Source organism: Cobetia sp. PDI-12MA (assembly GCF_059507695.1).
In genome coordinates, this window is sequence record NZ_CM183351.1 from 1,324,168 (window position 1) to 1,348,803 (window position 24,636).

Here is a 24,636-nt window from a genome sequence, read left to right on the forward strand (position 1 = left end):
TGTCACCTGGCTACCTCATGCACGTCCAGCATGCAGTCTTCCGCCAGGCGTGACCTCTGCTGCTGCCGCGAGAGCAGGCAGCGTCGGTCATTCGTCGCCCATGGCGAGAAGAGACGCGTTGCCGCCGAGAGCCGTGGTGTTGACGGTACGGGTCTTCTCGGTAGCGAAGCGGTGCAGGTAGTGCGGGCCGCCGGCTTTCGGGCCAGTACCAGAGAAGCCCTGACCACCAAACGGCTGTACACCTACCACGGCACCGATGATATTCCTGTTGACGTAGACATTACCAACACGAATTTTCTGTGCAACGGCATTAGCAAAACTTTCGTTTCGCGAATGCACACCGAAGGTCAGGCCGTAACCGAGACCATTGATGGTGTCGATGACCTTGTCCACTTCGCCGCCTTTCCAGGTCGCGATGTGCAGAACCGGGCCGAACTGCTCGCTTTCCAGGCTATCGATGCCGTCGATGCGCAGGGCGACCGGCGCGACGAAGGTGCCGTGCTCGGTGGTGGCCTTGTCGACGGCGGCTTCGGCGATCACACGGCCCTGGCTGCGATATTCCTCGATGTGCTTGAGCAGACCGGCACGCGCTTCCTCGTCGATGACCGGGCCGACGTCGGTGCCCAGGTCACGCGGATCGCCGATCTTCAGCTCGTCCATCGCGCCCTTGAGCAGGCTGATGACGCGCTCGGCGACGTCTTCCTGCACGTAGAGCACACGCAGGGCGGAACAGCGCTGACCGGCACTCTGGAAGGCGGACTGCACCACGTCATTGACGACCTGCTCCGGCAGGGCGGTGGAGTCGACGATCATGGCGTTGAGGCCACCGGTCTCGGCGATCAGTGACGGCAGCGGAGCGTTTTCCCGCGCGGCCAGCGAGCGGTTGATGATCTGCGCGGTCTGGGTGGAGCCGGTGAAGCACACGCCAGTGATGCGCGGGTCGCTGGACAGCACGCTGCCCACGGTCGGGCCATCACCCGGCAGCAGCTGGACGACATCGCGCGGCATGCCGGCTTCGCGCAGCAGCTCGACCACGCGGTGAGCGACCAGCGAGGTCTGCTCGGCGGGCTTGGCGACCACGGTGTTGCCGGTGACGGCGGCGGCGACCATCTGGCCGCAGAAGATCGCGACCGGGAAGTTCCACGGGCTGATGCAGGCGAAGACGCCCTTGCCGCCGAGCATGATCTGGTTGTGCTCGCCGGTCGGCCCCTGCAGCTCGGTCGGTTCGGCGAAGTCGGCACGCGCACGGTTGGCGTAGTAGCGGCAGAAGTCGACCGCTTCACGGATCTCGGCGATGCCGTCGGTCAACAGCTTGCCACCCTCGCGGGAGCACAGGGTCATCAGCTCGGCGGTGTGGGTTTCCATCAGGTCACCGAAGCGCTCGAGAATCGCGGCGCGTTCCTCGACCGGCGTCTGCTCCCAGCGCGGGAAGGCAGCCCAGGCGGCGTCGATGGCCCTGGAAGCTTCCTCGGCGCTGGTCCACTGCACGTGGCCCAGGGTGTCACGACGGTCGAACGGGCAGGTGACGGCCTGGCGGCGCTCGGCATTGACCTGGACATCGAAGGCCAGCTGCGGACGCACGTCGTAGGTGGTGTCCATGTGCGTGGCCATCTCGTCGATCAGCGGCTGGTACTGGCTATTGATGTTCAGATTGATGCCCCGTGAATTCAGGCGGTCTGCGCCATAGATGTTCGGCGGCAGCGCGATGCGTGGGTTGTGATAGGTCCTGTACTGATTGAGCGTGACCACCGGGTGGGTGCACAGGCTCTCGACCGGCACGCGCGGGTCGACCAACTGGTGAACGAACGAGGAGTTGGCTCCGTTCTCCAGCAGACGACGCACCAGGTACGGGAGCAGGTCCTTGTGTGCGCCGACCGGCGCATAGATACGGCACCAGGTCCCCTTGGGCGCGCGCTTGAGCGCGGCTTCATACAGGGCTTCGCCCATGCCGTGCAGGCGCTGGAATTCGAACTGACGTGTCTCGCCGGCGTTGGCCACATCCAGAATGGTGCTGATGGTGTGGGCATTGTGGGTGGCGAACTGCGGGTAGATGCGCCCACGGGTGTTCTCGGACAGCAGGAAGCGCACGCAGACCAGGTAGCTGACGTCGGTGGAGGCCTTGCGGGTGAACACCGGATAGCCTTCGACACCCAGTTCCTGGGATTCCTTGATCTCGCTGTCCCAGTAAGCGCCCTTGACCAGACGCAGCGGGATCTCGTCGCCTTGCAGGTCGGCGATGCGGTTGAGGTACTGCAGGGTCGGCAGGGCCCGCGTCGAGTAGGCCTGCACGACGAGGCCGAACTTGCCCCAGCCGCGGCAGGTGTCGCTCTCGTAGACGGCGCGGAACACTTCCAGCGAGATCTCGAGGCGATCGACTTCCTCGGCATCGATGGTGATGGCGACGTTCAGCTCGCGGGCGATACCGGCCAGTTCACGCACGCTTGCCACCAGCTCTTCCAGCACCTGCTCACGACGGCCGAATTCATAGCGCGGATGCAGGGCGGACAGCTTGATGGAGACGGACGGTGACGGCGTGGCTTCCTTCAGCTTGCGTGAGGTTTCGCCGACGGTGCGGATGGCACGTGCGTAGTCGTCGAAGTAGCCCTTGGCGTCGTCGCGGGTGCAGGCCGCTTCACCCAGCATGTCGTAGGAATAGGTGTAGCCCTTGTCGAACAGCGGCTGGGAGCGCTTGAGCGCTTCCTTGATGTCGCGGCCCAGCACGAACTGCTTGCCCATCACCTTCATCGCCTGGTACATGGCGCGGCGGATGACCGGCTCGCCGAGACGATTGACCATGCGGTTGATGAAGGTGGCCGGCTTGCCGTCACCCTTGGGCAGATCCATCTTGATGACGTTGCCGGTCATCAGAAGGCCCCAGGTGGAGGCGTTGACGAACCAGGACTCGCTCTGGCCCAGGTGGGACTTCCAGTCGGCCACGCCGAGCTTGTCCTCGATCAGCGCATCGGCGGTTTCCTTGTCCGGAATGCGCAGCAGCGCCTCGGCCAGGCACATCAGCAGCACACCTTCCTGGGTGTCGAGGCTGTACTGCTGCAGCAGCTCGTCGATGGAATCGACAGCGGTGTCCATGGTGCGAATCTCGCGCACCAGCTCTGCCGTCTTGTCGCCGATGCGCTTGACATCCTGCTCTTCGGCATTCAGCAGGCCGACCAGCTCGCTGACGTAGGCACTTTCATCGACCAGATAGTGGTCACTGACGCGCGCGAACAGCGCCTCCGGAGACTGCTGCCAGGTGCTGGCGGCCAGCATCTGGTCACTGCGCAGGATGTTGTCCTTGAGCACATTGCCCTTGAGAACCCCTTGCTTGGCAGTATTCGTGGACGAGTTGTTCGAGGACTGGGCGGCTGTGGACGTGGCCGAGGCGATCGCGGCATTCACTGCACTGGACTGATCGGAGGAAGTGGAGGTGGTCATGGTGCGAACCCCTTGCTGCTGGGCGTCGAAGCGCCGAATGGGATTGCCGAGTCACAGCGCCGGGAGTGATGCAGAACGCATCAGAAAGCGCGACAGCGGCACGTCTGGATGTATGACTGAGAATGTAGGGTGGCGCAGGGGGGCGGGTCTTTCCAATTTCTCGGCTGCGCATGTCAAATTCACGGGCATGTCAGAAAAGTGACACTCTTCTCCGACCTTTGTCGAAGGATGTGCCGCGAAATGACGCGATCTTGTTATACCAAGGTGGTAGAGGTCTGGAGGTGAACTGGTTTGCGGCTGACGGTGGGAGTGGCGTTGAACGACGTGCGTGCCCCAGGCGACGTACTTCCAGCGAGGGGGAGGAATGAAGAGCGGCGTGTCAGAAACACGGCCGTGAATGAGGGAAGCAAGGGCGTGTCAGATACCCGGGGATGCGCATGCCTCATCGACTTCTGCCAACTCGATCAGGCTTTGCGCAGAGCCGAAGGCGGGAAGCCGAGATGCTTGCGGAAGGCATGGGAAAGGGCGCTCTGGTTGGCAAAGCCGCAGCGATCCGCGATCTGGGACAGGGAAAGCTCGCTGGTGCCCAGTAGCTGGCGTGCCTCCTCCAGCCGACGGCGCAGCAGGTACTGATAGGGCGAGAGGCCGGTCAGTACACGGAAACGCTCGCTGAAATGCTGCTCGGAGAGATGCGACTGGCGGGCAAGATCCGCCACGCTCAGGCGCTGGCCGAGATTGGCGTCGATGAAGCGGTTGAGCGCGACCAGATCCAGCTGGCGGCCACTGGTGCTCAGGGCGCTCATCGGCTCTTCGATGCGCGTGTTGAGGCAGGCGAGGAAGGTGGCGGCGAGCAGGTCACCCGGCGCCTGCTGGTAGTCGTTGACTTCCGCGAGCATGAATTCGAGATAGCCGCGCAGGCGGGTGTCCAGCGTGAAGAAGCGTGGACGCTCGAACAGACGCTTGAGTTCACGGTGATGGCCGGTCAGGTAGGGCGCATCATCGGGCAGGTCGAGAATCAGCTGGCGATTCTCGCCGATGCCCGCGTAGTAGTGGACATGATCGGCCGGCACGATGCAGCCGGTCAGCGGGCGAATCTCGCCGCCCTGGCCCTCGATCTCGAACTCGGCCAGGCCATCGAGGCCGATCACCAGCTGGTGGTAGCTGTGATCGTGGTGCTCGCGCAGGTTGGAGAGCGGAATCAGGCGCATCTCGCTGGCGGCCATCAGGCGCGAGTCTCCGCGACACCGGTGCGGGCACGCAGGTGGCCCAGCAGCACGTTGAGCTCTTCACGGCCGGCGCGCGAGAACAGCGCACCGCCCTGGGCCAGTTGCCACGGCCTGGCATGGTTGTCGAAGATGCCCTGGCAGCGGCGACGCAGACTCTCCAGATACTCATCATGGCGAATCGGATAGCCGATCACGCTGTGCCATTCGTTCTCGTTGATCTCGCCGCTGATCGCCTGGTCCAGCACGCGGGCGATGTCGCTGTAGTCGGTGCGAAAACGCGGCGTACGCGACATCATCAGCATGGCCACGGTGCCGACGGTGACGATCAGGCAGACCACGAAGGTGATGATGAAGATGGACATGAGCGAACCTTGTGCGGACGTAACCGGAAATAGTGTCGTAGCTCACCATTCTACCACGCTGCACGGCCAGTATCGTCAATGCGACAGGCGCGTCATGTTCTGTCTGTCAGAACGTTATGGCATGATTCAAGTCCTGTGAGGCGGCATGGCGCAAGCCGCCTGTCAGCCTCGTTCTTCATCTGCCGTGGGAGTCCCGCCGCATGGCCAATCAACGTGTGGAAGCGGTCGAGCGTGCCTTGACGCTGCTGGAAGCCTTTACCCCCGCGACCCCTCGACTGACGCTCAACGAGCTGGCGCAGGCCAGTGGTTTCTACAAGAGCACGATTCTGCGGCTGATGGGCTCGCTTGAGCACTTCGGCTATGTGGCGCGTGACAGCCACGGTATCTACTCCATCGGCGCGGCGCTTGGGCGTTTTGCCCAGCTGGCACCGGCGCTGCCGGCCCGCGAGGCTCAGTTGCGGGGTTGGTTGGCGGCGCTGAATGCCATCAGTGGCGAGACGGCCAGCCTGATGCTGGTTGAGCATGGCCCGCTGGCCGAGGCGCGACCGGTGAAGGGCGTGACACGCCCGCGTCAGGCGATGTGCCAGTACGCGCATGTCAGCCAGTGGCCGCTGCGTCATCAGCTGGAGGAAGGCGAGCTGGTCGATGAGGCGCTGTCCGCCCTGCTGCAGCAGTGTGTCGACAGTGGCGAGATCGAGACCGGCGAAGCGGCCGGCCTGTCGGTGGCGGCGCTGGCGGTCAGCGTCGCCCAGCATCACGACGAGGGGGGGGCACCGGCTGAGGTCATCGTGCTCAGTGGCCCGACGGCGCGCCTGACGCCTGCCCAGGCCCACCGCCTGCTCGCGCAGTGGCAGCAGGGCGACTGATACGCGACTCGCCAGTGACAGCTTTCTTGAGGTGCTGAAATGACAACGCCCCCGCCGGTCTTGCCGGCGGGGGCGTTGTCATTTCAGAGCGCTGTCATTCAGGGCGTTGTCGTTCAGGGCGTGTCACCTCATGAGAGGCGCGGGCCCTGGCCTGGATCAGGCGTCGGTGGCGGCCTTGGCGGCGCTCATGCGGCGACGCAGGATGGGGCCGACGATCACTGGCAGCAGCAGACCGGCGATGGCGATGCACCACAGGGCCACGGCCAGGGGGCTGCCGATCAGGATGGTCCAGTCGCCGTCAGACAGCTGCATGGCGTGACGCAGGTTCTTCTCCATCTCTGGCCCCAGCAGCATGCCGAGGATGACCGGTACCAGCGGGATATCCAGCTTGCGCAGGAAGTAGCCGGCGACTCCGAAGGCGACCATGAAGTACAGGTCGAAGGTCGAGTGGCTGATGGAGTAGATACCCACGAAGGCGACCATGGTCACCACCGGCAGCAGGTACTTGGGCGGCACGGACAGCAGCTTGACGAAGATGCCGACCATCGGGATGTTCATCAGCAGCAGGATGACGTTACCGATCAGCAGCGCCGCGATCACGCCCCACACGATGTCGCCGTGCTGGGTGAACATCAGCGGGCCCGGGGTGATGTTGAGCGAGATCAGCATCGCCAGCAGTACCGCGGTGGTACCGGAACCCGGCACGCCCAGCGTCAGCATCGGCACCAGTGCGCCTGAGGCGGCACCGTTGTTGCCGGCTTCCGGGGCGGCCACGCCGCGCGAGTCACCTTCGCCGAAGTTGCCTTTCTTGCCGAGGATCTTCTTCTCCAGCGTGTAGCTGATGAAGCTGCCCAGCGACGCACCGGCGCCCGGCAATACCCCGGAGATGAAGCCCAGCACGCCCCCGCGGAAGGATGTCGGCAGGATGGCGATGACGTCCTTCAGCTTCAGGGTCATCTTGTTCATGGCGATCATCGGCTTGCCTTCACCGGCGTGCTGTTCGATGAAGAACAGCAGCTCCGAGATGGCGAACAGACCGACGATGGCGATGATGAAGTCGATGCCCTCGAACAGCTCCAGCACATCGAAGGTGTAGCGCTGGGTGCCGGTGGAGCCATCGATGCCGACGGTGGCGATCATCAGGCCGATGGCCGCGGCCATCAGCGTCTTGACCGGATTCTTGCCGGTGATGCCGCCCAGGGTGGCGAAGGCCAGCACGAACAGGGCGAAGTACTCCGCCGGACCGAAGGTCAGCGCGAAGCTGGCCAGCCACGGCGCCATCACGATCAGGCCGATGGTGGCGATCAGGCTGCCGATGAAGGAGGCGATCGCCGAGATGGCCATCGCTTCGGCGGCCTTGCCTTTCTGGGCCATCGGATAGCCATCGAGACAGGTCATCATCGCCGGCTCATCGCCCGGGATGTTGAGCAGGATCGAGGAGATGCGCCCGCCGTACATGGCACCGGCGTAGACCGAGGTCAGCAGGATCAGTGAGGTTTCCGGGCTCAGGCCCAGGGTGAAGGCCAGCGGAATCAGGATGGCCACACCGTTGGCCGGGCCCAGGCCCGGCAATGCGCCGATCAGGGTGCCCAGGAAGGCCCCCAGCACGGCGAACATAAGATTCTCTGGCTGCAGGGCGATGCCGAAGCCCTGCATCAAGAAGCCAAGACTTTCCATTACGCCACCTCCAGGATGCCCAGCGGCAGTGGTAGCTCAAGCACGAAGTTGAACAGGGCGAAGACGACGATGCCGCCGAGCAGACCTGTCACGTAAGCGCGAACCGGCCTGGAGCCCATGCGCCAGCACAGGGTGCCGACCGCAGCGGTGGTCGTGACGATGAAGCCCAGCGGCTCAAGCAGCGCGGTGTAGAGGCACAGGATGACGATGGCCAGCACCATCTCGGCGCCGGTGCGGCTCCACGGCCATTGCTGGTCCGGATCGGGGCGCACGATCAGATACAGGCTGCTCAGCGCCAGCACGATCGAGAGCACCGTGGGGAAGGTTTCGGGCCCGATGGACTCGGCCCCGCCGAAGGGTTCCGGGAACTGCTGGGCACCCCAGCCGTACGCGACGGCCAGGGTGAGCATCAGCAGACCAAAGATGCGGTCATTCATCAGCGAATCAGCCCAATGTCCTTGGAAAGGGTCTGGATGTCCTGGATCTGTGCCTTCACGAAGGCATCAAACTCGGCACCCGATTTATGGAACGGCATCAGGCCGCTCTTGGTCATCACGTCTTTCCATTCTTCGCTTTCATAGACGCTGTCCAGCGTGGTGGTCCAGTACTGCTCGGCATCGTCGCTGACACCGGCCGGGATGTAGAAGCCGCGCCAGTTGGGGGCGACGGCATCGATGCCCTGTTCGCGAGCGGTCGGCACGTCAGCCAGCTTGCCCGGCAGGCGCTCTTCGGAGAGCACGGCCAGCACTTTCAGGTCGCCGGATTCCATGAAGCCCTGAATCTCGGAGATATCACCGGTGAAGGCCTGCACGTGGCCGCCGACGACCTGGGTGATGGCTTCGCCGCCGTTGTTGTAGGACAGGTAGGAGACCTTGGGCAGGTTCTCGACATCGGCTGCCTGGGCGGCGATCAGCACCTTGAGGTGATCCCAGCCACCTGCGGCACTGCCGCCGGCGAACTTGACGGATTTCGGGTCTTTCTTCAGCGCGTCCATCACCTCGCTCAGGGTGTCGTACGGTGAGTCCTTGGAGACGGCGATGGCGCCGTAGTCCGCGCCCAGTGCGCCGATCCACTCGACCTGATCCTGATTCATGCCCGGGAACTGGCCCTGAGCCAGACGGGTGGTGGTCGCGGTGGAGGCGGCCACCAGCAGCTGCTCGTCACCGGCACGCTTGGAGACGGTGTGCGCGAAGGCGACCCCGCCACCGGCACCCGCCATGTTGATGGTCTGCACGTTGCCCGGCACGAAATCGAGCTCAGACAGGATCTTGCCGACGCTGCGGCAGGTGAAGTCCCAGCCGCCGCCCGGATCAGCCGGCGCGATGCAGTCAACCTTGCCTTTCGGTTCGAAGGCGAAGGCCTGGGCGGACATGGCGGTGACCACCGCAGCTGTCAGGAGTTTGAGTGTCATATGACGTGTCATGGCGACCTCTGGTGTTATTGGATTGTGGTAGCGGCACATGTCGTGGGTCAGGTGCTGGCAGCGGTCGAGCGAGAAACTCGCCCTGCAGCCGCGAACCTGACAGCAACCTTACAATTCTGTAAGGCGAAACTTTATTCTGTGTGGTGAAATTAGACTGCTGCCCGCTGGCTCGCAAGATACCCATTCGTCGCACCGACCTTGGTCGAAAGGCGTATTCGCGCACCTTTGCGGTGCATTTTCGTGGATGATCCGCCCGGATGGCATGTCGGAATCTGGTGGTTTACGACGCTCTGTTGCTCCTCTCTCGCCCCTCTCTTTTTTCTCTACTCACTTCTCTCTCGTTGCGCTTCTCTTGCTGCTCTTGCATGCCTCCTTCGCACCTCTCCCGGCAGGCCCGAGCGGGGCGCTCGCGCTGGGTGCGTGAGCTATCCGCCCACGGGCGCCATGGCTTGCCTGTCGTGTTTGAAACGTTATGCGGCGTTGCAGCAGAAGCGTGGCCCTTGGGCTCTGGTCTAGCGTGTAGCCGGTGGCCAGACTGCGTGCTGTCCGGGTGCCAGCGGCAATCGTGCAAGGGGACAGGGGAGGGGGAAGGCTCATGGCCAAGGTGTTGGGCAGTGTGTGGGCATTGTTGCTGGGTATCGTGCTGATCATGCTTGGCAATGGCATGCACTTCACGCTGATCGGTCTGCGTGGCGGCATCGAGGGCTTCTCCTCGGCGGAGCTGGCGATCGTCACCTCGGGCTATTTCGTGGGTTTCCTTTCCGGCGCGCGCTACACCCCGGTGCTGATCCAGCGGGTCGGGCATGTGCGGGTGTTCGCAGCACTCGGCAGCTTCATCTCGGCGGCCTTGATCGCCTTGCCACTGCTGACCGAACCCTGGGCCTGGACCCTGCTGCGCCTGCTGATCGGCTTCTGCATGTCGGGCATCTATGTCACGGCGGAAAGCTGGCTGAATGCGGCCGCCAGCAACGAGACACGCGGCAAGGTGCTGTCGGCCTACATGATGGCGCAGACGCTGGGCATCATCGGTGCGCAGGGTCTGTTGACGCTGGGCGACGCCGCGACCTCGGTGCTGTTCATCTGTGCCTCCATCCTGGTGTCGATCTCCTTCGGGCCGATTCTGCTGTCGGCGGCCGTGGCACCGGCGGTCGAGGTGTCGCGGGCGATGTCATTCGCGACACTGTTCAAGGCGTCACCGCTGGGCGCCATCGGCATCTTCCTGCTCGGCAGTGTCTATGCGACCCAGTCGGGGATGGGCGCGGTATTCGGCACCCAGGTGGGCTTGTCGGGCTCACATATCGCCCTGTTCATCGCCATGCTGTTCGCCGGCGCGCTGGTGTTGCAGACCCCGATCGGCTGGCTGTCGGACCGCATGGACCGCCGCGTGCTCATCTGCGGCCTGTCCGCTGCCGGGGCAGGCTCGTGTCTGTTCGGCTGGATGGCGGGCGATGCGTTGTGGCCGCTGATCGCCTCGGCCTTCCTTGCCGGCGGCGTGACGACACCGCTTTACGCGCTGCTGCTGGCCTTCACCAATGATTCGCTGTCGGCCGAGGAGATGCCGGGTGCCTCCGGCGGGCTGGTGTTCGCCTTCGGGCTGGGCGCCATCGTCGGGCCGCTGGCGGCAGGTGGCGCGATGGAGGTGATGGACCCCCACGCCTTCTGGCTGGTGCTGGCGACCACCTTCGTGGCCATCTCGCTGTATGCGCTCTATCAGATCACCCAGCGCGAGATGGTGCCGGTCGAGGAGACCGACAGTTACCTCAACATCCTGCCGACGGCGTCACCGATGGCGGTCGAGGTGGCGGTGGAGTGGGCACATGAACACGCCGAGGATGAGCAGCTGGCCTCTGAGGCCGCCGAGGCGGCGGCGCAGGAAGAGGCCTTTGAGGTCGCGTTGCAGGAAGCCTTCGAGGAGGCATTGGAAGAGGCGCTGGATGAGGCCTTCGAGGCCAACGTCGCGCCGCTGGAGGAGGCGGAACTGGTGGAGCCGGGTCACGAGTACGTGGCAGAGCCGCTGCTCGAGGCTGGCGCAGACACGGAAATCGCGTTCGAGGCGGAGCGGTTGTCCGAGCTGTTGCCGAGAGCGGAACTGACAACTGAGACAGGAGCAGCGCCGGAAACAGTGCCTCGGTCACAGACAGATTCAGAGGGAGATTTTGCGCCGCATGAAGAGCGCGACCCGCAATTGCCCTCTCAGTTTGACTCCGAACATCAGCCGCCCAAGGGGCCGTGGCCGTCCATGCCCTGAGATTGCTGGAGCAAACCAGTCAGTCGCCAAAAGCCGCCACCCCGGCAAACGGTGTGGCGGCTTTTTTGGGGCTGCCATGAGCTTTTGCCAGGCGAGCGCAGCGCTCAGGGCTCAAGGACCTCAGGGAGCCACTACCTCAGTGCTTCAGTGGATCACTGCAGGCCCAGCTCCTGCGACATCTGCTCGACATCGCTGACCTGCTGGGTGATGAAGCGATCCAACGCCTTGCCGGACTTGTGGAACGGCATCAGGCCGTTGTCCTGCATCACCTGCTGCCACTCGGGCGTCTCGGCCATGCGGTTGAGAGTCTGCTCCCACCAGGCGAAGGCGGCATCCGATGCGCCGCCCGGCAGGTAGAAGCCGCGCCAGTTGGGTGCGACCACATCGATCCCCTGCTCACGCGCGGTGGGAATGTCGCTGTACTGACCGGGCAGACGCTCTTCACTGAACACTGCCAGCAGGCGCAGGTGGCCGGATTCGACGAAACCGCGGGCCTCGGTCATGTCGCCGGTGAAGGCCTCCAGGTGGCCGCCCATCACCTGGGTGATGGCGACGGAGCCTGAGTCGTAGGCGAGGTACGGCAGGGCGCGCAGGTTGTCGATGCCCGCTTCACGCGCCGCCATCAGCACCTTGAGGTGATCGAAGCCACCCGCGACATCGCCACCGGCGAAGCGCACCGCCTTGGGGTCTGCCTGCATGGCGGCCAGCAGCTCGGTCAGCGAGTGATAGGGCGAGTCCTCGGCCACGGCAATCACGCCGTAGTCGGCGCCGAGGGTCATCAACCAGCGCACGTCGTCGACCTTGCCGTCCTGATAGGCATGCTGGCCCAGACGGGTGGTGGTCGCGCTCGAGGCGGCGACGATGACCTGCTCATCATCATGGCGCTTGGATTTCACATGCGCGAAGGCGACGCCTCCGCTGGCGCCGGGCACGTTCAGCGTCTGCATACCGGCGGGGATCAGGTTCTGCTCATCCAGCAGGCGGGCCACGCTGCGACAGGTGAAATCCCAGCCGCCGCCGGGCTTGGCCGGCGCGATGCACTCCGTCTTGCCCTGCGGGGCGAAGCCAGTCTGTTCGTTATGTTCCTCTTGGGTGGCGTTGGCGCTCAAGGGCACCAGCAGGCCAAGGCTGAGCAGGAGCGCAGCGGGCAGAGCGCCAGCACGCTGTCGAGCATGCTTTCTGCGTGAGAAGGGATGGCGGGCAGGGGATGTGGCGTGCATGGCAATCGTGTCCTTGGTGTTCAGCGTCGATCGTTATGGTTATGTCAGTCAGCGCGGCATGGGGCTGGGCGTTGCTGGCTGTCGCACGCTCATGACTGTTGTGGTGAGCTTGCGAGAGTGCGAATGAACGAAAATAGCCTATTTCGGCGAGTCGCGAAAAGTCACGGCAGGCGGGCATCGCGAAGAGAAATCGCATTTCCCGCGCCGTCTCTCCTCAAGGTGGTCTCGGGATTGCTAGAATTGCGCCATCAGGCTGTGGTGAGCGCTCCGCGATCTTCCAGCCGCCGCCTTTCATTGAGGAGACGGGCCATGACCCTTACCCCGCGCATGCACGACTTTCTCGCCCGCCTGCCCAAGGTGGAGCTGCACCTGCACATCGAAGGCTCGCTGACGCCGGCATTGATGTTCGAGCTGGCGGCGGAGCAGGGCATCACATTGCCCTACGCCACCCTGGAGGAGGTCGAGGCGGCCTATGACTTCGCGGACCTGCCCGCCTTCCTCGCGCTCTATTACCAGGGCATGGGCGTCTTGAATGACGAGTCGCACTTCTACCGCCTGGCGCAGGACTACTTCCGCCGTGCGAGCGCCGATGGCGTCAAGCATCTGGAGCTGTTCTTCGATCCGCAGGCGCATCTGGCGCGTGGCGTGAGTCTGGAAACCCAGTTCGCGGGGCTGGAGCGCGCCTGTCGTGAGGCGGTGAAGGAATTCGACATCACCTCGGCCCTGGTGCCGAGCTTCCTGCGCTGTCATTCCGCGGACTCTGCTCGCGAACTGTTCGAGGCGCTGATTCCCTTCGAGTCGCGCTTCGTGGGTGTCGGCCTGGACAGCGCCGAGATCGGCAATCCGCCGGAGAAGTTCACCGAGGTCTTCACGCTTGCGGGGGCGCGCGGCTGGCATCGTGTAGCGCACGCAGGTGAGGAAGGGCCGGCAGAGTACATCCGCACGGCGCTTGAGGTGCTGGGGGTGGAGCGTATCGACCACGGTGTGCGCTGTCTGGAAGATGCCGCCTTGGTCGCGGAACTGGCCGAGCGGCGTATCCCGCTGACGGTGTGTCCGCTGTCCAATGTCGCGCTCAAGGTGGTGGAGCGCATGGAAGACCACCCGCTGCCGAAGCTGATCGATGCGGGCCTCAATATCACCCTCAACTCGGATGACCCGGCCTATTTCGGCGGTGGCATGCTCGACAACTTCCTAGCCGTGCAGCAAGCGCTGGATCTCAGCGAGGCGCAGTGGCTCACCCTGTGCCGCAACGCCATCGACGCCGCCTTCCCGCAGCGTGCCGAAGGCCTCGGCATGAGTGACGCCCGCCGTGGCGTGCTGCTGGCGCAACTCGATAGCTGCGTGGCGTGATGCAATTATCACTGAGGCTTGAATACTGAATGTAATCAACGGCTTGGCCACCAACATCGCCAGCATGACGCCGCCTGCGGCAAGCGCTCCATCAGATGTTGCTTGACCGTGCTAAGTCGTTGAGTACAATGCAGTTCTGGTGTGCGCAATGCACCGCCCTGCGGGTGTAGCTCAATGGTAGAGCAGAAGCTTCCCAAGCTTAAGACGAGGGTTCGATTCCCTTCACCCGCTCCAGATTCTTCAAAAAAGCCTCCCGAAAGGGAGGCTTTTTTTGTTTTTGGGGTATGAGTTGTTTGTTATTGAATGATTTCTATATTGTGCGCACATTCGAAATGTTCTTGTTAGGTCTTCTTAGGTTGAGCAGCTAATTGAGCGTCATATAGTTTGTTGTTGATTATAGGAATGCTCTTTATCCCTTTTGCAGGGAATTTATTTCTAGTAGATCGTCTTAATCGAAATTTTGGTTTTGTTCTATTTTGAATGAGCGAAGAATGCCCAGTATAATAGTATGCAAATACAAAACCATCATACATCATGTAGTAATATCGAGTTTGCGAATTGTCCTCATCAAGTCTAGGTGTTATAATAATTTTTCTAATGGACTCATCAGTTAAATGGGGGTATTCATTTTTTATTTTTATTATTGATATGGAGATAAGATCTTCTAGATGAATTTTTTGCCACGTCAATTTATTTTCAAGTAAGCAATTTCTCATTAGCTCTAGAAAAGGTAACCCCAGCCGCACTGTAGAAAACTCCCTGTGATTGGTTAGTCCTGCGCGCCACAGTATGCTAATGAGATATAGATAGTATTTTTTAAAGTCTACTTTAAATACTACCAGGTCATCACCTTTTCTCTTTATAAGATTCTTATTTATAGTTACATTTGTGCCATATTTTTCATATTTGCATAAAGTTTGTTCACAGTCCCAGCAAAACATAGGTTCAACGTAATTAAAGTTGCTGTTTTCAGCTTTCGGATGCCGATTATTTGTAATTACTATTGTTTGCCCATTGTTTTTTATACGCTTTGCTATTGAGTTCGGTAGTATATGTGACTCTTGAAGGACACTTTCTTTGAGGCATAGCTTACATTTATCCACGTGATTACCTCTAGATGTCGGGTTCCGTCTGATTGACTATAGCTTGCGTAAACAGCTCAGGTCGTTCGACCTGCCACTCCTTCATTGCTGCTATAGGCGCTTTGTGGTGTAGTGCCTTCTGAGGAATGTGGTGGTTATAGAGCCAGCAATAACGCTCGAGTGTCTGTTCTAAATCCTCACTTGAGTCATAACGCCGAGTCGCCAGAACATCGCTGATACGCCCATTGAAGCGCTCCACCATCCCGTTCGTTTGGGGTCTGCCTGGCCTGATCAATCGATGCTCAATACCATGGTTCTGACATTCCTGATCGAAAAGATGATTTCCACTGGGCTTACGTTCGCCACCCACGGTGAAGCGATCGGTAAAGGATTTACCATTGTCCGTGAGCACGGTTCGAATCGTGAAGGGAGCCTCCTCTTCTGCACGCTTCATGAACGCCTGGGCGTCCTTTGCAGATTGACTTGATCTGACCTCCAGATACACCCACCGAGTGGCACGATCAATCGCGACGTAGAGATAACCCCGGCTTATTCATAAGGCCGACCTGAAAACGAAGATGGCGAGTGGTTTTCTCTTGTAGAATCAGGATGTTCCTGCCAGAACACGATTCAAGAGGACCACTCGCCATGGGTGAAACCCTAACGACCTGGACGCTCTCATGCAACGGCTCTGTCCGTGTCGAGCTGAGCGGCCACCGCACCACCAGCGACAGCGGCGCATTGTTGCTGCGCGAAGCCCTCGACAGCAGTGGCGTGATCGAGGCGCTCGAAGATAACCTGGTCGATCCACGCCATCCGCTGCGTATTCGCCACTCGCTGGCCAGCCAGATACGCACCTTGGTGCTGCAGCGGGCGATGGGGTGGATCGATCTCAGCGATACCGACACGCTGCGCCGTGATCCGCTCTGGCAGCTGGCCTGCAGTGATGCGCGCGGCATGACGCCACTGGTCCAGGATAGGCCGTCCCAAGCCACGCTGTCGCGGCTGCTGACCTGCCTTGGACACAACGACAACATCGATGCCGTGCATGAAGGTCTGCTGCGGCTGGTGGCCTGGCGCCTGACCTCGCTGAAGAACGGCGAGCGTCCCAAGCAGCTGACGCTAGACATCGACGGCCTGCCGATTGAGGTCCATGGACACCAGGGCGGTTCCGCTTATCATGGCCTTTACGGTACGCGGATCTATTCGCCGCTGGTCGCCTCGTTGGCCGAAACTGGCGACATGGTCGGCGGCCTGCTGCGCGAGGGCGACGCCGGCCCCGCCGAGAACGCTGATACGTGGATCCCGCACCTGGTGAAGCGGCTTAACGAGAGCACCGGCGCCCAGGTTCGGGTGCGTATCGACGCCGGCTTCACCGACAACGACACGCTGGAGGCGCTGGAGAAGCGCAGCATCGAGTACCTGGGCCGGCTGCGCAGCCACAAGGGCTTGCAGGCGCTGGCAGCGCCCTACCTGAAGCGGCCACGCGGCCGGCCACCTGAGCAGCCTCGGGAGTGGTGCCACGACCTTGAATACCAGGCCGGTACCTGGCCAACGCCACGACGCGTGGTGCTGGTAGTTCAGGAACGCCCCGATGACCTGCTGCTGCATGCCTTCTTCCTGGTCACCAACCTCGGCAAGTTCGACTGGCCGCCCGAGAAGATCCTGGCACTCTATCGCAAGCGCGGCAGCGCCGAAGCGCACATGGGCGAGGTGAAGTCGGCGCTCGACGTGCATCTCTCGTCGACCGATCGCGGTGCCTCCACCGTCCAGGACGTGATGGCCCGCAATGAGGTGAGCCTGTTGCTGAGTCTCTACGCCTATCAGGTTCTGCATGGCCTTCGCTGCTTGCTGGGGCGCCAGACCCGGCAGGGTTGGAGCCTGAGCCGGATGCGTGAACAGGTGCTCAAGGTGGCGGCGACGCTCTCGCTGCACGCTCGGCGCATCACCGTTCACCTCGGCGATACGGCTGATAAATGGTGGCCTGCCTTGCTGAAGGGGCTGCCGAAACTGACCGCGCTTAGCTGACGTTCGGCGCAACCACCATAGCTTCAAGAATCGAGCGACCGCAGCGACGGTCGACGATGACGGCTGCTTTAACGGCGTGATTAATTCCTGAACGTTATATAGATACGACAGAAGAGCAGCATTTGGGCATGATTCAGCGGGCCGTTACGGCGTAGATAGCACCCCCGGTGCGAGAACCCAACGGCCAGCCACTTCAAGCCGCCCGATCAGGGCACTCGTGAATAAGGCGGGGTTACGGCAGCTGCCTGCTCGATGAAGTGCCACGTGACTGTCTTGCCGAGCCGATCGAAGCGAAAATTGTTGCTGACGCGGCGGAGAGCCGCGATATTGGCAGGTCACCTTTCAGAAGTTCGTCATTCGTTGAACGACAAGGAACCCCAGTGGAACTCACCGTCTGGTTGGCATATGTCAGCGTCATCACCGCCTTGATCACCTTTCCCGGACCGTTTGCGTTGCTGTGCATGGATCATGGCCTGCGCCACGGCCGACGCCGATCGTTCGCGACGGTTGCGGGTGGGGCGGCGGCGTCACTGGTGTTGATGGCCTTGTCGTCGCTGGGCCTCGGCGCGGCATTGGCAGCCTCCGAGACGGGGTTTCTGGTGCTGAAGATCGTCGGGGCGCTCTATCTCATCTATCTGGGCATTCAGGCCTGGCGGGCGCCATCCCAGCCGGTGGTGTTCGACGCCGTGGGGGAAGACGGGCAGATGCGCGCCCGAGCCACGCGTTGGCAACTGTGCCGCAAGGGCTTCGGTATCGGGATCAGCAACCCCAAGGACCTGCTGTTCTTCGGCGCGCTGTTTCCCAATTTCATCGACATGGCCCAGCCGCAGCTGCCCCAGTTCGTGGTGCTGGCGCTGACCTGGCTGGTGGTGGACCTGCTGACGATGAGCACCTACGCCCATGCGGGTTCCAGCATCAGTCGCTGGTTTGATAGCCACCGGCGCGTGCGGCTGTTCAATCGCACCACGGGCAGTCTGTTCGTCGTGGCCGGCGCGGGGCTGGCGGCGTCGCATCGTTGAGCCGAGCCCCGCTCTATTGCACAAGACGTAAAGCGCACGCAGACGACAACGGCACCCGAGGGTGCCGTTGTCGTGTCTGGAGCCTGTCGATCACCAGTGCTTTCGGGCTCAGCGCTCAGGGCGAGATTCGAGATACTTGCTCAGCAGTTCGCGATCTTCACTGGTGACCTTCTGCTTCCAGCTTTCCACCACATGCTGACTGGCCTCCTCGAGGGCATCCTGCAGCTCAGGCGGGGCCGGGGTGATCAGCTTCGCGCCGTTCTCCTGCAGAGTGGCGTAGGCCTCGTCCAGCACGCTGTGGGTGGCCGTCCAGCCGGCAGACTCGGCGGCATGCGCGGCATCGATCAACGCCTGCTGCTGCGCCTCTGTCAGGTCGTCGAAGCTATCGCGATTCATGTGGATGATATTGAGCGGCATCGCGTAGTTGAGCGTGGTGAAGTGGGGCATGTAGCGGTAGAGCTCTGCACTGACACCGCCCATCGCGGAGGTCAGCGCGCCGTGGATGCTGCCACCGGGCAGCAGGGGTTTGAGCTCTCCCCAGCTCATGACCTGGGGCGCCGCGCCCAGGTTGAGCAGCACACGCTGCGTGTTGCGGTCGTAGGTGCGGATCGGCATGTCCTTCAGGTCATCACCGTCAGCGATGGGCGCTTTCGACCACAGGCCGCTGGGCGTCCACGGCAGGGCATACAGCAGGATCTGGTTGTACTCGGCGAGCAGTTCCTCGTAGCGCGGCTTCGCGACCACGTACAGGCGGTGAGCTTCATCGAGGTCGTAGGCGATCGCCGGCAGTGAGGAGATGCCGAAGAAGGGGGCTTCCTCGGCGAGCGCACCACTGAGTGTCGCGGCGATGTCGATGACACCGCCGGTGGTGGCCTGCAGGTGACTGGCGGAGCGAATGTCCGAGCGCAGCGTCAGCGTCAGGTCACCTTCGGACTGGCTGGCGACCTGCTGACTGAATTCGGCAGCGCGTTGGCCCATCATCGTGTCGGGCTCGTAATCGCTGCTCATGCTGAGGGTCGTCTGAGCGTGCGCGCTGAGTGCGCCGATCAGGCCTGCCGCTGCCAGGCCAGCGGACAACAGGGTGGAGATACGTGAAGAAGGCGTCATGGGGAGTCCTTTCTTTTTGTCTTTGACCTATGCCCGCTAGGGTAGAGCATGCCTGCGTTTATGCTCAGCTGAATCGTGTCTACGCGGTTTTTTCAACGTTGCCGGGGAAGGTGGCCGTGGCGGCGGCGGCCGTCATGGCCAAGGTCGGTGGCACGGGCGCGCGCCTGACTCAGAGGGTATCGCGTTGTGCGAGATAGCGATCCAGCAGTTCGCTTTGCTCGAGGTCAACCTTGCTGCGCCAGCTCTCGATCACGCTGACACTGGCGCGTGCCAGTGAGCGCTTGAGTTCGGGCGAGAGCGGATTGCTGACCGTCACGCCGGCCTCTTCCAGCTGGGCATGGGTCTGTTCCAGGACGCTGGCGATGGCATTCCAGCTGGTGTCTTCGATCTCGGTCGCGGCGCTGAGAAGGGCCTCGCGCTGGGTGTCGTCGAGCGCCTCGAAACGTGACCGGCTCATGTGAACGATATTGAGCGGCATGGCGTATTGCAGCGCGGTGTAGTGATCCAGCGTGCGGTTGAGCTCCGCCGTCAGGCCGCCCAGGGCCGAGGTCATCACCGCCTCGATACGGCCTTCGGCCAGTTGCTGTTGCATCGGCTCCCAGCCGAGCACGGTGGCGATGGCGCCAAGGTTGAGCAGCACGCGTTGGGTATTGCGGTCGTAGGCCCGCACGGGCACGCCCCTGAGGTCATCGCGTGTGGTGATCGGCTTACGCGACCACAGCCCGCTGGGCGGCCAGGGCAGGGCGTAGAGCAGAATCTGGTCATGCTCTTCCAGCTGCGCTTCATAGCTGGGGCGCGCCAGACGGTAGAGTTCGCGCGCCTGATGCGGGTCATCGACCAGGGTCGGCAGTGAGCTGAGGCCGAACAGCGGCATCTCGGCGGCCAGCGCGCCGCTGTGGGAGTCGGCCAGTTGGATGATGTCGGCGTTGATGGCCTCGAGGTGATTCACCGAGCGCAGCCGACTCAGCGGGCCCTCTCCGAAGGTGATCGCGAGCTCGCCCCCGCTGAGAGATGCCACCTGATCGACGAACTGCTGGGCGCGCTGGCCCATCATGGTCTGGGGGCCGTATTCGCGGCTCATGGTCAGCTCGACAGGCTCCGCCTGGGCGGGCGTGCCCAGGGCGGAAAGCCCCAGCGCCAGGCCCACGCCGAGCGCTCTCTTGATGCCGAACATTCTCTTCATGTCGTGCACTCCCTGCATGACAAGCACTGCCTTCATGCCGCTACGCTGTCCGATTGGCATTCGTCGTCATCCATCCATAGGGGGTAAATCAAGTATCTCTCAAAAGTGCAGGGCGTGCTGCCGCTGTCCCGGTCAACGCTTCCCTGGTTAGCCTGTTTCACGCCTGCACCGGCACGATTCGGAAGGGGCAACGGGCGTTGAACTGCCACTTGGCGCAATGTGGTCTACGCTCAAATCATGGCTGTGCAACTGCCCTGACACGGACTCCGCGCCGGGACCGCATGGCCGGATTGTCGACGACTGTCAACGGGAGGTAGACCACATGCTGACCCACGTATGGGGCTTGATGGCGCATCCGCAACGGGAATGGCAGACCATCCGCAAGGAACACGAATCCATCACCCACCTCTACGCACATCATGTGCTGCTCATGGCGCTGGTGCCTGTCATCTGCGCCTATATCGGGACCACGCAGTTCGGCTGGAGCCTGACGGAAGGCCACGCCATTCTTCTGGAGCCACTGGATGCCTTCTTCGCCGGTATCGCGTTCTATATCGCCATACTGACAGCGATCGGCTTCATGGGCACTGTCATTCACATGCTCTCGAAGCGTTTCTCGGGGCACCCCAGTCGCCGGCGTTGCATCATCTTCGCGGGCTATGTCGCCACGCCGATGTTCCTCGCGGGGCTGGTTGCGCTCTATCCTGTCATCTGGGTGTGCATCCTCGCGGGGACCATTGGCCTGTGTTATAGCGCATACCTGCTGTATCTGGGCATCCCGCCACTGCTCGACATCTCCAACAAGGAAGGCTTCCTCGTCACCGGGTCGACTCTGGGAATCGGGGTACTGGTTCTCGAGGGCCTGCTGGCGGTCACCGTGCTGCTGTGGGGGTATGGCGCACGCTGGTTCATGTAGTCCTCCGCGGTACACCGGCCTCAGTCAGCTGATGCCTCGGCGCGAGAAAAGCGCCTCTGCAACGCCTCGCCTTCATCGGCGGGGCGTTGTCGTTTCGTGCGCGGGTTGGCGCGTGGCACTTGTGCTCGGTGGCGGTGGCGTGGAAAGTGTTGGACTCAATCGACAGTGTGGAAGAAAGCGCATGGACAAGTTTGAACAGCGACTGGAGCAGGCTGCGCGGGCTGCATGGTTGTCATATGTCGGTGGACGGACCCAGGACGACATCGCGGTTCAGCTGGGGGTTTCGCGCCCCGGCGTGCAGCGCCTGCTGTCATTGGCGCGCCAGGAGCGGCTGGTCAAGATCTCCATCGATCATCCCGTGGCCAGCAGCATGGCGCTGTCGGATACGCTGGTGGAGCACTTCGGGCTGAGCTTCTGCGATGTAGTGCCCTCTGACACCCAGTCACCGGAGAGCATCGCGGAGTATCTGGCGGTGGCGGGTGCCGAGCGCCTGGCGTTCTATCTCGGTCGCCAGCAGCCGCAGACCATCTCGCTGAGCACCGGGCGTGCGGTGCGCGCGGCGGTGGAAGCGCTGAGTCGCAGCGAGCGCCCCCAGCATCGCATCGTGTCACTGGTCGGCAATGTGGCGCTGGATGGCTCATCCAACCGCTATGACGGCGTGATGCTGCTGGCGGACAAGATCGGCGCTGATCGCTTCCTGCTGCCCGCGCCCGTGGTGGCGGCCAGCATCGAGGAGAAGGAGTCGCTGCAGGGGCAGAATCTGGTCAAGGCGGTATTCAAGGTCGCTTGTGAGGCTGATGTGGGCATGATCGGCATCGGGCGTCTCGATGCCCAGGCGACGCTGTTCCAGGATCAGTTCATCAGCGCCGCGGAACGCGATGAGCTGATGGAAGTCGGTGCCGTGGGCGAGTTGATGGGCTGGCCGCTGGACACCCATGGCCGGCTGATCGATTGCCCGCTGGCGCAGCGCATCACCAGTGTGCCGCTGACCTCGCTCAAGGCGCAGCCGCTGATCGGGCTGGCGGGCGGCCACGACAAGGTGCCGGCCATCCTGAGTGCGTTGCGCGGTGGTTGGCTGCAAGGGTTGATCATCGACGAGGTGGCTGCCCAGCGGGTCTGTGCGGCCCTCAAGGAGTGAGCAGGGGGCTCTCTCTCGAGTAGCGTCATTGTGATGGCCGCAGTGTGATGGTTTTCTGCTGATGGCTTGCGCTTGACGACTGGTTCCCGATGACAGGCTCCCGTGGATACAGTCCGCACAAGGCGCCGTACAAGGCGCCGAGCGAGTCATCGGGAGCAGGGCGGGGCGTATGGCCCCAGGCCTTGCTCCTGGTGTCGTTCGCGGTGTCGTTATCGTGGTCAGGGTTCAGCATTGTCTTTGCCCGTGGGATGCCTGGGCGTTTCCGTCATTTTTCCGTCGCTATTGCTCCGTCATTCCTTCTTCATTTCTTCGCCATTTCCCCGCGATACCTGCGTTTTTTCTTGCCCTTTGCTCTCTCTTTGCTCTCTCTTTTCTCTCCCTTGGTTCGCTCTTTATTTCCCCTTCGTTCTCCTATCCTTGCGTCGGAGGCACGATTTTCAGGGCGAACGCTGCCTTCTCTTGTCTGACAATCGAGCGCGTTTGTTCGCCTCAATGATAAAGAATCGGGGTGATAATCGTGGCGTGCGTTGTTTCGTTTAACGCTAATATCTGTCTATGCTGAATTGCACGCAAGCTCAGTGGCCATGCCGCCTTGTGGCCTACACCCAAAGGATCAGATCCCAAGGTTGTATAGCCCAAGGTATAGCGCTTCAGGGTTTGCTTTTTCACAGGTCTGATTCGATCATTTGTTCACTGAATGACGTTTTGATCGAACGTGTTTGCGTCGCGATGTCTCGCCAGGACATCCGTTCACCAAGCCGGTTGATGGGAAGGCAACGGTGCCCAAGGCGCCGTTGCCCTCGAAAAGAACAATGCCAATAACGCCCCGCTGGAGTGCCCTCATGCGCCTACCTCACATCACCAAGCCCCGCCGCCATCTGCTCTCGCTCGCCAGTGTCGCTGCCCTGGCGCCGCTCAGCGCCCAGGTCAGCGCCGAGACCATCACCGTCGCGACCGTCAACAACGCCGACATGGTGGTCATGCAGAGCCTGACCAGCGAATTCGAGAAGGCGCATCCGGACATCACCCTCGACTGGGTGGTACTGGAAGAGAACGTGCTGCGTCAGCGTCTGACCACCGATGTGGCGACCCAGGGAGGCCAGTTCGATGTCATGACCATCGGCACCTATGAAGTGCCCATCTGGGCCAAGCATGGCTGGCTGACCAAGCTCGACAACCTGCCGGAAGACTATCAGGTCGATGACCTGATCAAGCCGGTGCGTGATGGTCTGAGCGTGACCGAAGGCGAGAAGAAAGGCCTCTACGCGCTGCCGTTCTATGGCGAAAGCTCCATGCTCTACTACCGCAAGGACCTCTTCGAGCAGGCCGGTATCGAGATGCCCGAGCAGCCGACCTGGAGCCAGGTCAATGACTGGGCTGCCAAGCTCAACTCCGCGGATGAAGGCGTCTACGGCATCTGCCTGCGCGGCAAGCCGGGCTGGGGCGAGAACATGGCGGTGCTGGGCACCATGGTCAACAGCTTCGGCGGTCGCTGGTTCAATGAGGAGTGGGAGCCGCAGCTGGATTCCCCGGCCTGGAGCGAGGCCATCAACTTCTACGTCGACATGATGGGCAAGTACGGCCCGCCGGGCGCGACCTCCAACGGCTTCAACGAGAATCTGGCGCTGTTCTCCAGCGGCAAGTGCGGCATGTGGGTCGACGCTACCTCGGCGGCCGGCAAGCTCTACAACCCGAAGGAATCTTCCGTGGCCGACAAGCTGGGCTTCGCGCCGGCACCGATCGCCAAGACGGAGAAGGGCTCGCATTGGCTGTGGTCCTGGGCGCTGGCGATTCCGGAATCCTCCAAGTCCAAGGATGCCGCCCAGACCTTCATCACCTGGGCCACTTCCCAGGAATACGTGAACCTGGTCGGCGAGCGTGAAGGCTGGGCCAGCATTCCGCCGGGCACACGTGTCTCCACCTACGAGAACCAGTCCTACAAGGACGCCGCACCCTTCGCCGGCTTCGTGATGGATGCCATCACCAGTGCCGACCCGACCGATCCGACCCTTGAGCCGGTGCCCTATGTCGGCGTGCAGATGGTGACCATTCCGGAATTCCAGTCCATCGGCACCCAGGTGGGTCAGATGATCGCCGCGGCGCTGGCCGGCCAGATGTCGGTCGAGCAGGCACTGTCCTCCGCCCAGCGTTCCACCGAGCGCACCATGCGTCAGTCAGGTTATTGATCTGAGCCCGGCGGATCTGATCCCGACGGATCTGATCTGACATGGACGGGTTTGATCTGAATGATGTTGCAACGGCCTCCCGCCTTGCCTTGAGCCTCAACAGAGATTGACTCGAAGCACGGCGGGAGCCCCGTCCGGCGCCCGCGGTACCCCTTCCTCTCGAGACTCCTGCA

General features: G+C 62.2%; 18 protein-coding genes, 1 tRNA gene and 1 pseudogene. 9 read left to right on the forward strand and 11 right to left on the reverse strand.

The features are described from left to right. Nucleotides 1–87: 87 nt before the first annotated feature. The 3 genes from putA to AC5WNI_RS05690 form a co-directional block, all read right to left on the reverse strand. Nucleotides 88–3,267, reverse strand: a complete 3,180-nt coding sequence (putA, locus tag AC5WNI_RS05680) for a bifunctional proline dehydrogenase/L-glutamate gamma-semialdehyde dehydrogenase PutA (protein WP_175089893.1) — start codon at nt 3,265–3,267, stop codon at nt 88–90. A 629-nt stretch (nt 3,268–3,896) separates the two neighbouring features. Then, nucleotides 3,897–4,655, reverse strand: coding sequence for an AraC family transcriptional regulator (locus AC5WNI_RS05685; RefSeq protein ID WP_285460260.1), 759 nt, complete (start codon nt 4,653–4,655; stop codon nt 3,897–3,899). Then, nucleotides 4,655–5,020 carry a hypothetical protein gene (locus tag AC5WNI_RS05690; RefSeq protein ID WP_043335450.1) on the reverse strand — a complete coding sequence of 122 codons (366 nt, stop codon included), beginning with the start codon at nt 5,018–5,020 and terminating at the stop codon, nt 4,655–4,657. The genes AC5WNI_RS05685 and AC5WNI_RS05690 overlap by 1 nt, the downstream gene beginning before the upstream one ends. Before the next feature lie 200 nt (nt 5,021–5,220). Between AC5WNI_RS05690 and AC5WNI_RS05695 the strand changes: the two genes are divergently transcribed. Next, entirely contained in the window at nt 5,221–5,886 is a 666-nt protein-coding gene (locus AC5WNI_RS05695) for a helix-turn-helix domain-containing protein (protein WP_285460261.1), read from the forward strand. A gap of 156 nt (nt 5,887–6,042) precedes the next feature. On the opposite strand, the gene AC5WNI_RS05700 is transcribed toward AC5WNI_RS05695, so the two are convergent. Genes AC5WNI_RS05700 through AC5WNI_RS05710 form a run of 3 tightly spaced genes read right to left on the reverse strand, consistent with a single transcriptional unit; the run spans nt 6,043 to nt 8,974 of the window. Next, the gene (locus AC5WNI_RS05700) at nt 6,043–7,563 is read right to left on the reverse strand and encodes a tripartite tricarboxylate transporter permease (protein ID WP_368448594.1); all 1,521 of its coding nucleotides are present in this window, start codon (nt 7,561–7,563) and stop codon (nt 6,043–6,045) included. After that, complete coding sequence (locus tag AC5WNI_RS05705; protein ID WP_175089794.1) at nt 7,563–8,000, reverse strand: tripartite tricarboxylate transporter TctB family protein; 438 nt, start codon at nt 7,998–8,000, stop codon at nt 7,563–7,565. The genes AC5WNI_RS05700 and AC5WNI_RS05705 overlap by 1 nt, the downstream gene beginning before the upstream one ends. Continuing rightward, a complete protein-coding gene (locus AC5WNI_RS05710; protein WP_254627097.1) occupies nt 8,000–8,974 on the reverse strand; it encodes a Bug family tripartite tricarboxylate transporter substrate binding protein in 975 nt (324 codons plus the stop codon). The genes AC5WNI_RS05705 and AC5WNI_RS05710 overlap by 1 nt, the downstream gene beginning before the upstream one ends. Nucleotides 8,975–9,581: 607 nt before the next feature. Between AC5WNI_RS05710 and AC5WNI_RS05715 the strand changes: the two genes are divergently transcribed. Further along, nucleotides 9,582–11,234 carry an MFS transporter gene (locus tag AC5WNI_RS05715; protein ID WP_368448595.1) on the forward strand — a complete coding sequence of 551 codons (1,653 nt, stop codon included), beginning with the start codon at nt 9,582–9,584 and terminating at the stop codon, nt 11,232–11,234. A gap of 152 nt (nt 11,235–11,386) precedes the next feature. On the opposite strand, the gene AC5WNI_RS05720 is transcribed toward AC5WNI_RS05715, so the two are convergent. Next, complete coding sequence (locus AC5WNI_RS05720; protein ID WP_368448597.1) at nt 11,387–12,454, reverse strand: Bug family tripartite tricarboxylate transporter substrate binding protein; 1,068 nt, start codon at nt 12,452–12,454, stop codon at nt 11,387–11,389. 327 nt (nt 12,455–12,781) lie between these two features. Here AC5WNI_RS05720 and AC5WNI_RS05725 point away from each other — a divergent pair, with 327 nt between their 5' ends. Continuing rightward, nucleotides 12,782–13,804, forward strand: coding sequence for an adenosine deaminase (locus tag AC5WNI_RS05725; protein ID WP_368449833.1), 1,023 nt, complete (start codon nt 12,782–12,784; stop codon nt 13,802–13,804). Between the two features lie 160 nt (nt 13,805–13,964). Next, a tRNA-Gly gene (locus AC5WNI_RS05730) sits at nt 13,965–14,038 on the forward strand. A gap of 107 nt (nt 14,039–14,145) precedes the next feature. Here the strand turns inward: AC5WNI_RS05730 and AC5WNI_RS05735 are convergent. Next, complete coding sequence (locus tag AC5WNI_RS05735; protein ID WP_368448599.1) at nt 14,146–14,907, reverse strand: hypothetical protein; 762 nt, start codon at nt 14,905–14,907, stop codon at nt 14,146–14,148. A 10-nt stretch (nt 14,908–14,917) separates the two neighbouring features. Next, nucleotides 14,918–15,436: pseudogene (locus tag AC5WNI_RS05740) on the reverse strand (DDE-type integrase/transposase/recombinase); the annotation flags it as partial. A gap of 59 nt (nt 15,437–15,495) precedes the next feature. Here AC5WNI_RS05740 and AC5WNI_RS05745 point away from each other — a divergent pair. Continuing rightward, the gene (locus AC5WNI_RS05745) at nt 15,496–16,914 is read left to right on the forward strand and encodes an IS1380 family transposase (RefSeq protein ID WP_368448727.1); all 1,419 of its coding nucleotides are present in this window, start codon (nt 15,496–15,498) and stop codon (nt 16,912–16,914) included. Between the two features lie 380 nt (nt 16,915–17,294). Further along, a complete protein-coding gene (locus AC5WNI_RS05750) occupies nt 17,295–17,933 on the forward strand; it encodes a LysE family translocator (RefSeq protein ID WP_054556779.1) in 639 nt (212 codons plus the stop codon). 108 nt (nt 17,934–18,041) lie between these two features. On the opposite strand, the gene AC5WNI_RS05755 is transcribed toward AC5WNI_RS05750, so the two are convergent. Both AC5WNI_RS05755 and dctP read right to left on the reverse strand, forming a co-directional pair. After that, nucleotides 18,042–19,040 (reverse strand): TRAP transporter substrate-binding protein, encoded by a 999-nt coding sequence (locus AC5WNI_RS05755; protein WP_054556778.1) that lies wholly within the window; start codon nt 19,038–19,040, stop codon nt 18,042–18,044. Between the two features lie 169 nt (nt 19,041–19,209). Beyond that, the gene (gene dctP, locus AC5WNI_RS05760) at nt 19,210–20,223 is read right to left on the reverse strand and encodes a TRAP transporter substrate-binding protein DctP (RefSeq protein WP_368448600.1); all 1,014 of its coding nucleotides are present in this window, start codon (nt 20,221–20,223) and stop codon (nt 19,210–19,212) included. A 322-nt stretch (nt 20,224–20,545) separates the two neighbouring features. Between dctP and AC5WNI_RS05765 the strand changes: the two genes are divergently transcribed. The 3 genes from AC5WNI_RS05765 (at nt 20,546) to AC5WNI_RS05775 (ending at nt 24,463) form a co-directional block, all read left to right on the forward strand. Next, nucleotides 20,546–21,139: a Yip1 family protein gene (locus AC5WNI_RS05765; protein ID WP_175089801.1), complete on the forward strand. Its 594-nt coding sequence runs from the start codon at nt 20,546–20,548 to the stop codon at nt 21,137–21,139. 181 nt (nt 21,140–21,320) lie between these two features. Continuing rightward, complete coding sequence (locus tag AC5WNI_RS05770; protein WP_043334551.1) at nt 21,321–22,277, forward strand: sugar-binding transcriptional regulator; 957 nt, start codon at nt 21,321–21,323, stop codon at nt 22,275–22,277. Between the two features lie 842 nt (nt 22,278–23,119). Further along, nucleotides 23,120–24,463, forward strand: coding sequence for an ABC transporter substrate-binding protein (locus tag AC5WNI_RS05775; RefSeq protein ID WP_279837136.1), 1,344 nt, complete (start codon nt 23,120–23,122; stop codon nt 24,461–24,463). Nucleotides 24,464–24,636: the final 173 nt, after the last annotated feature.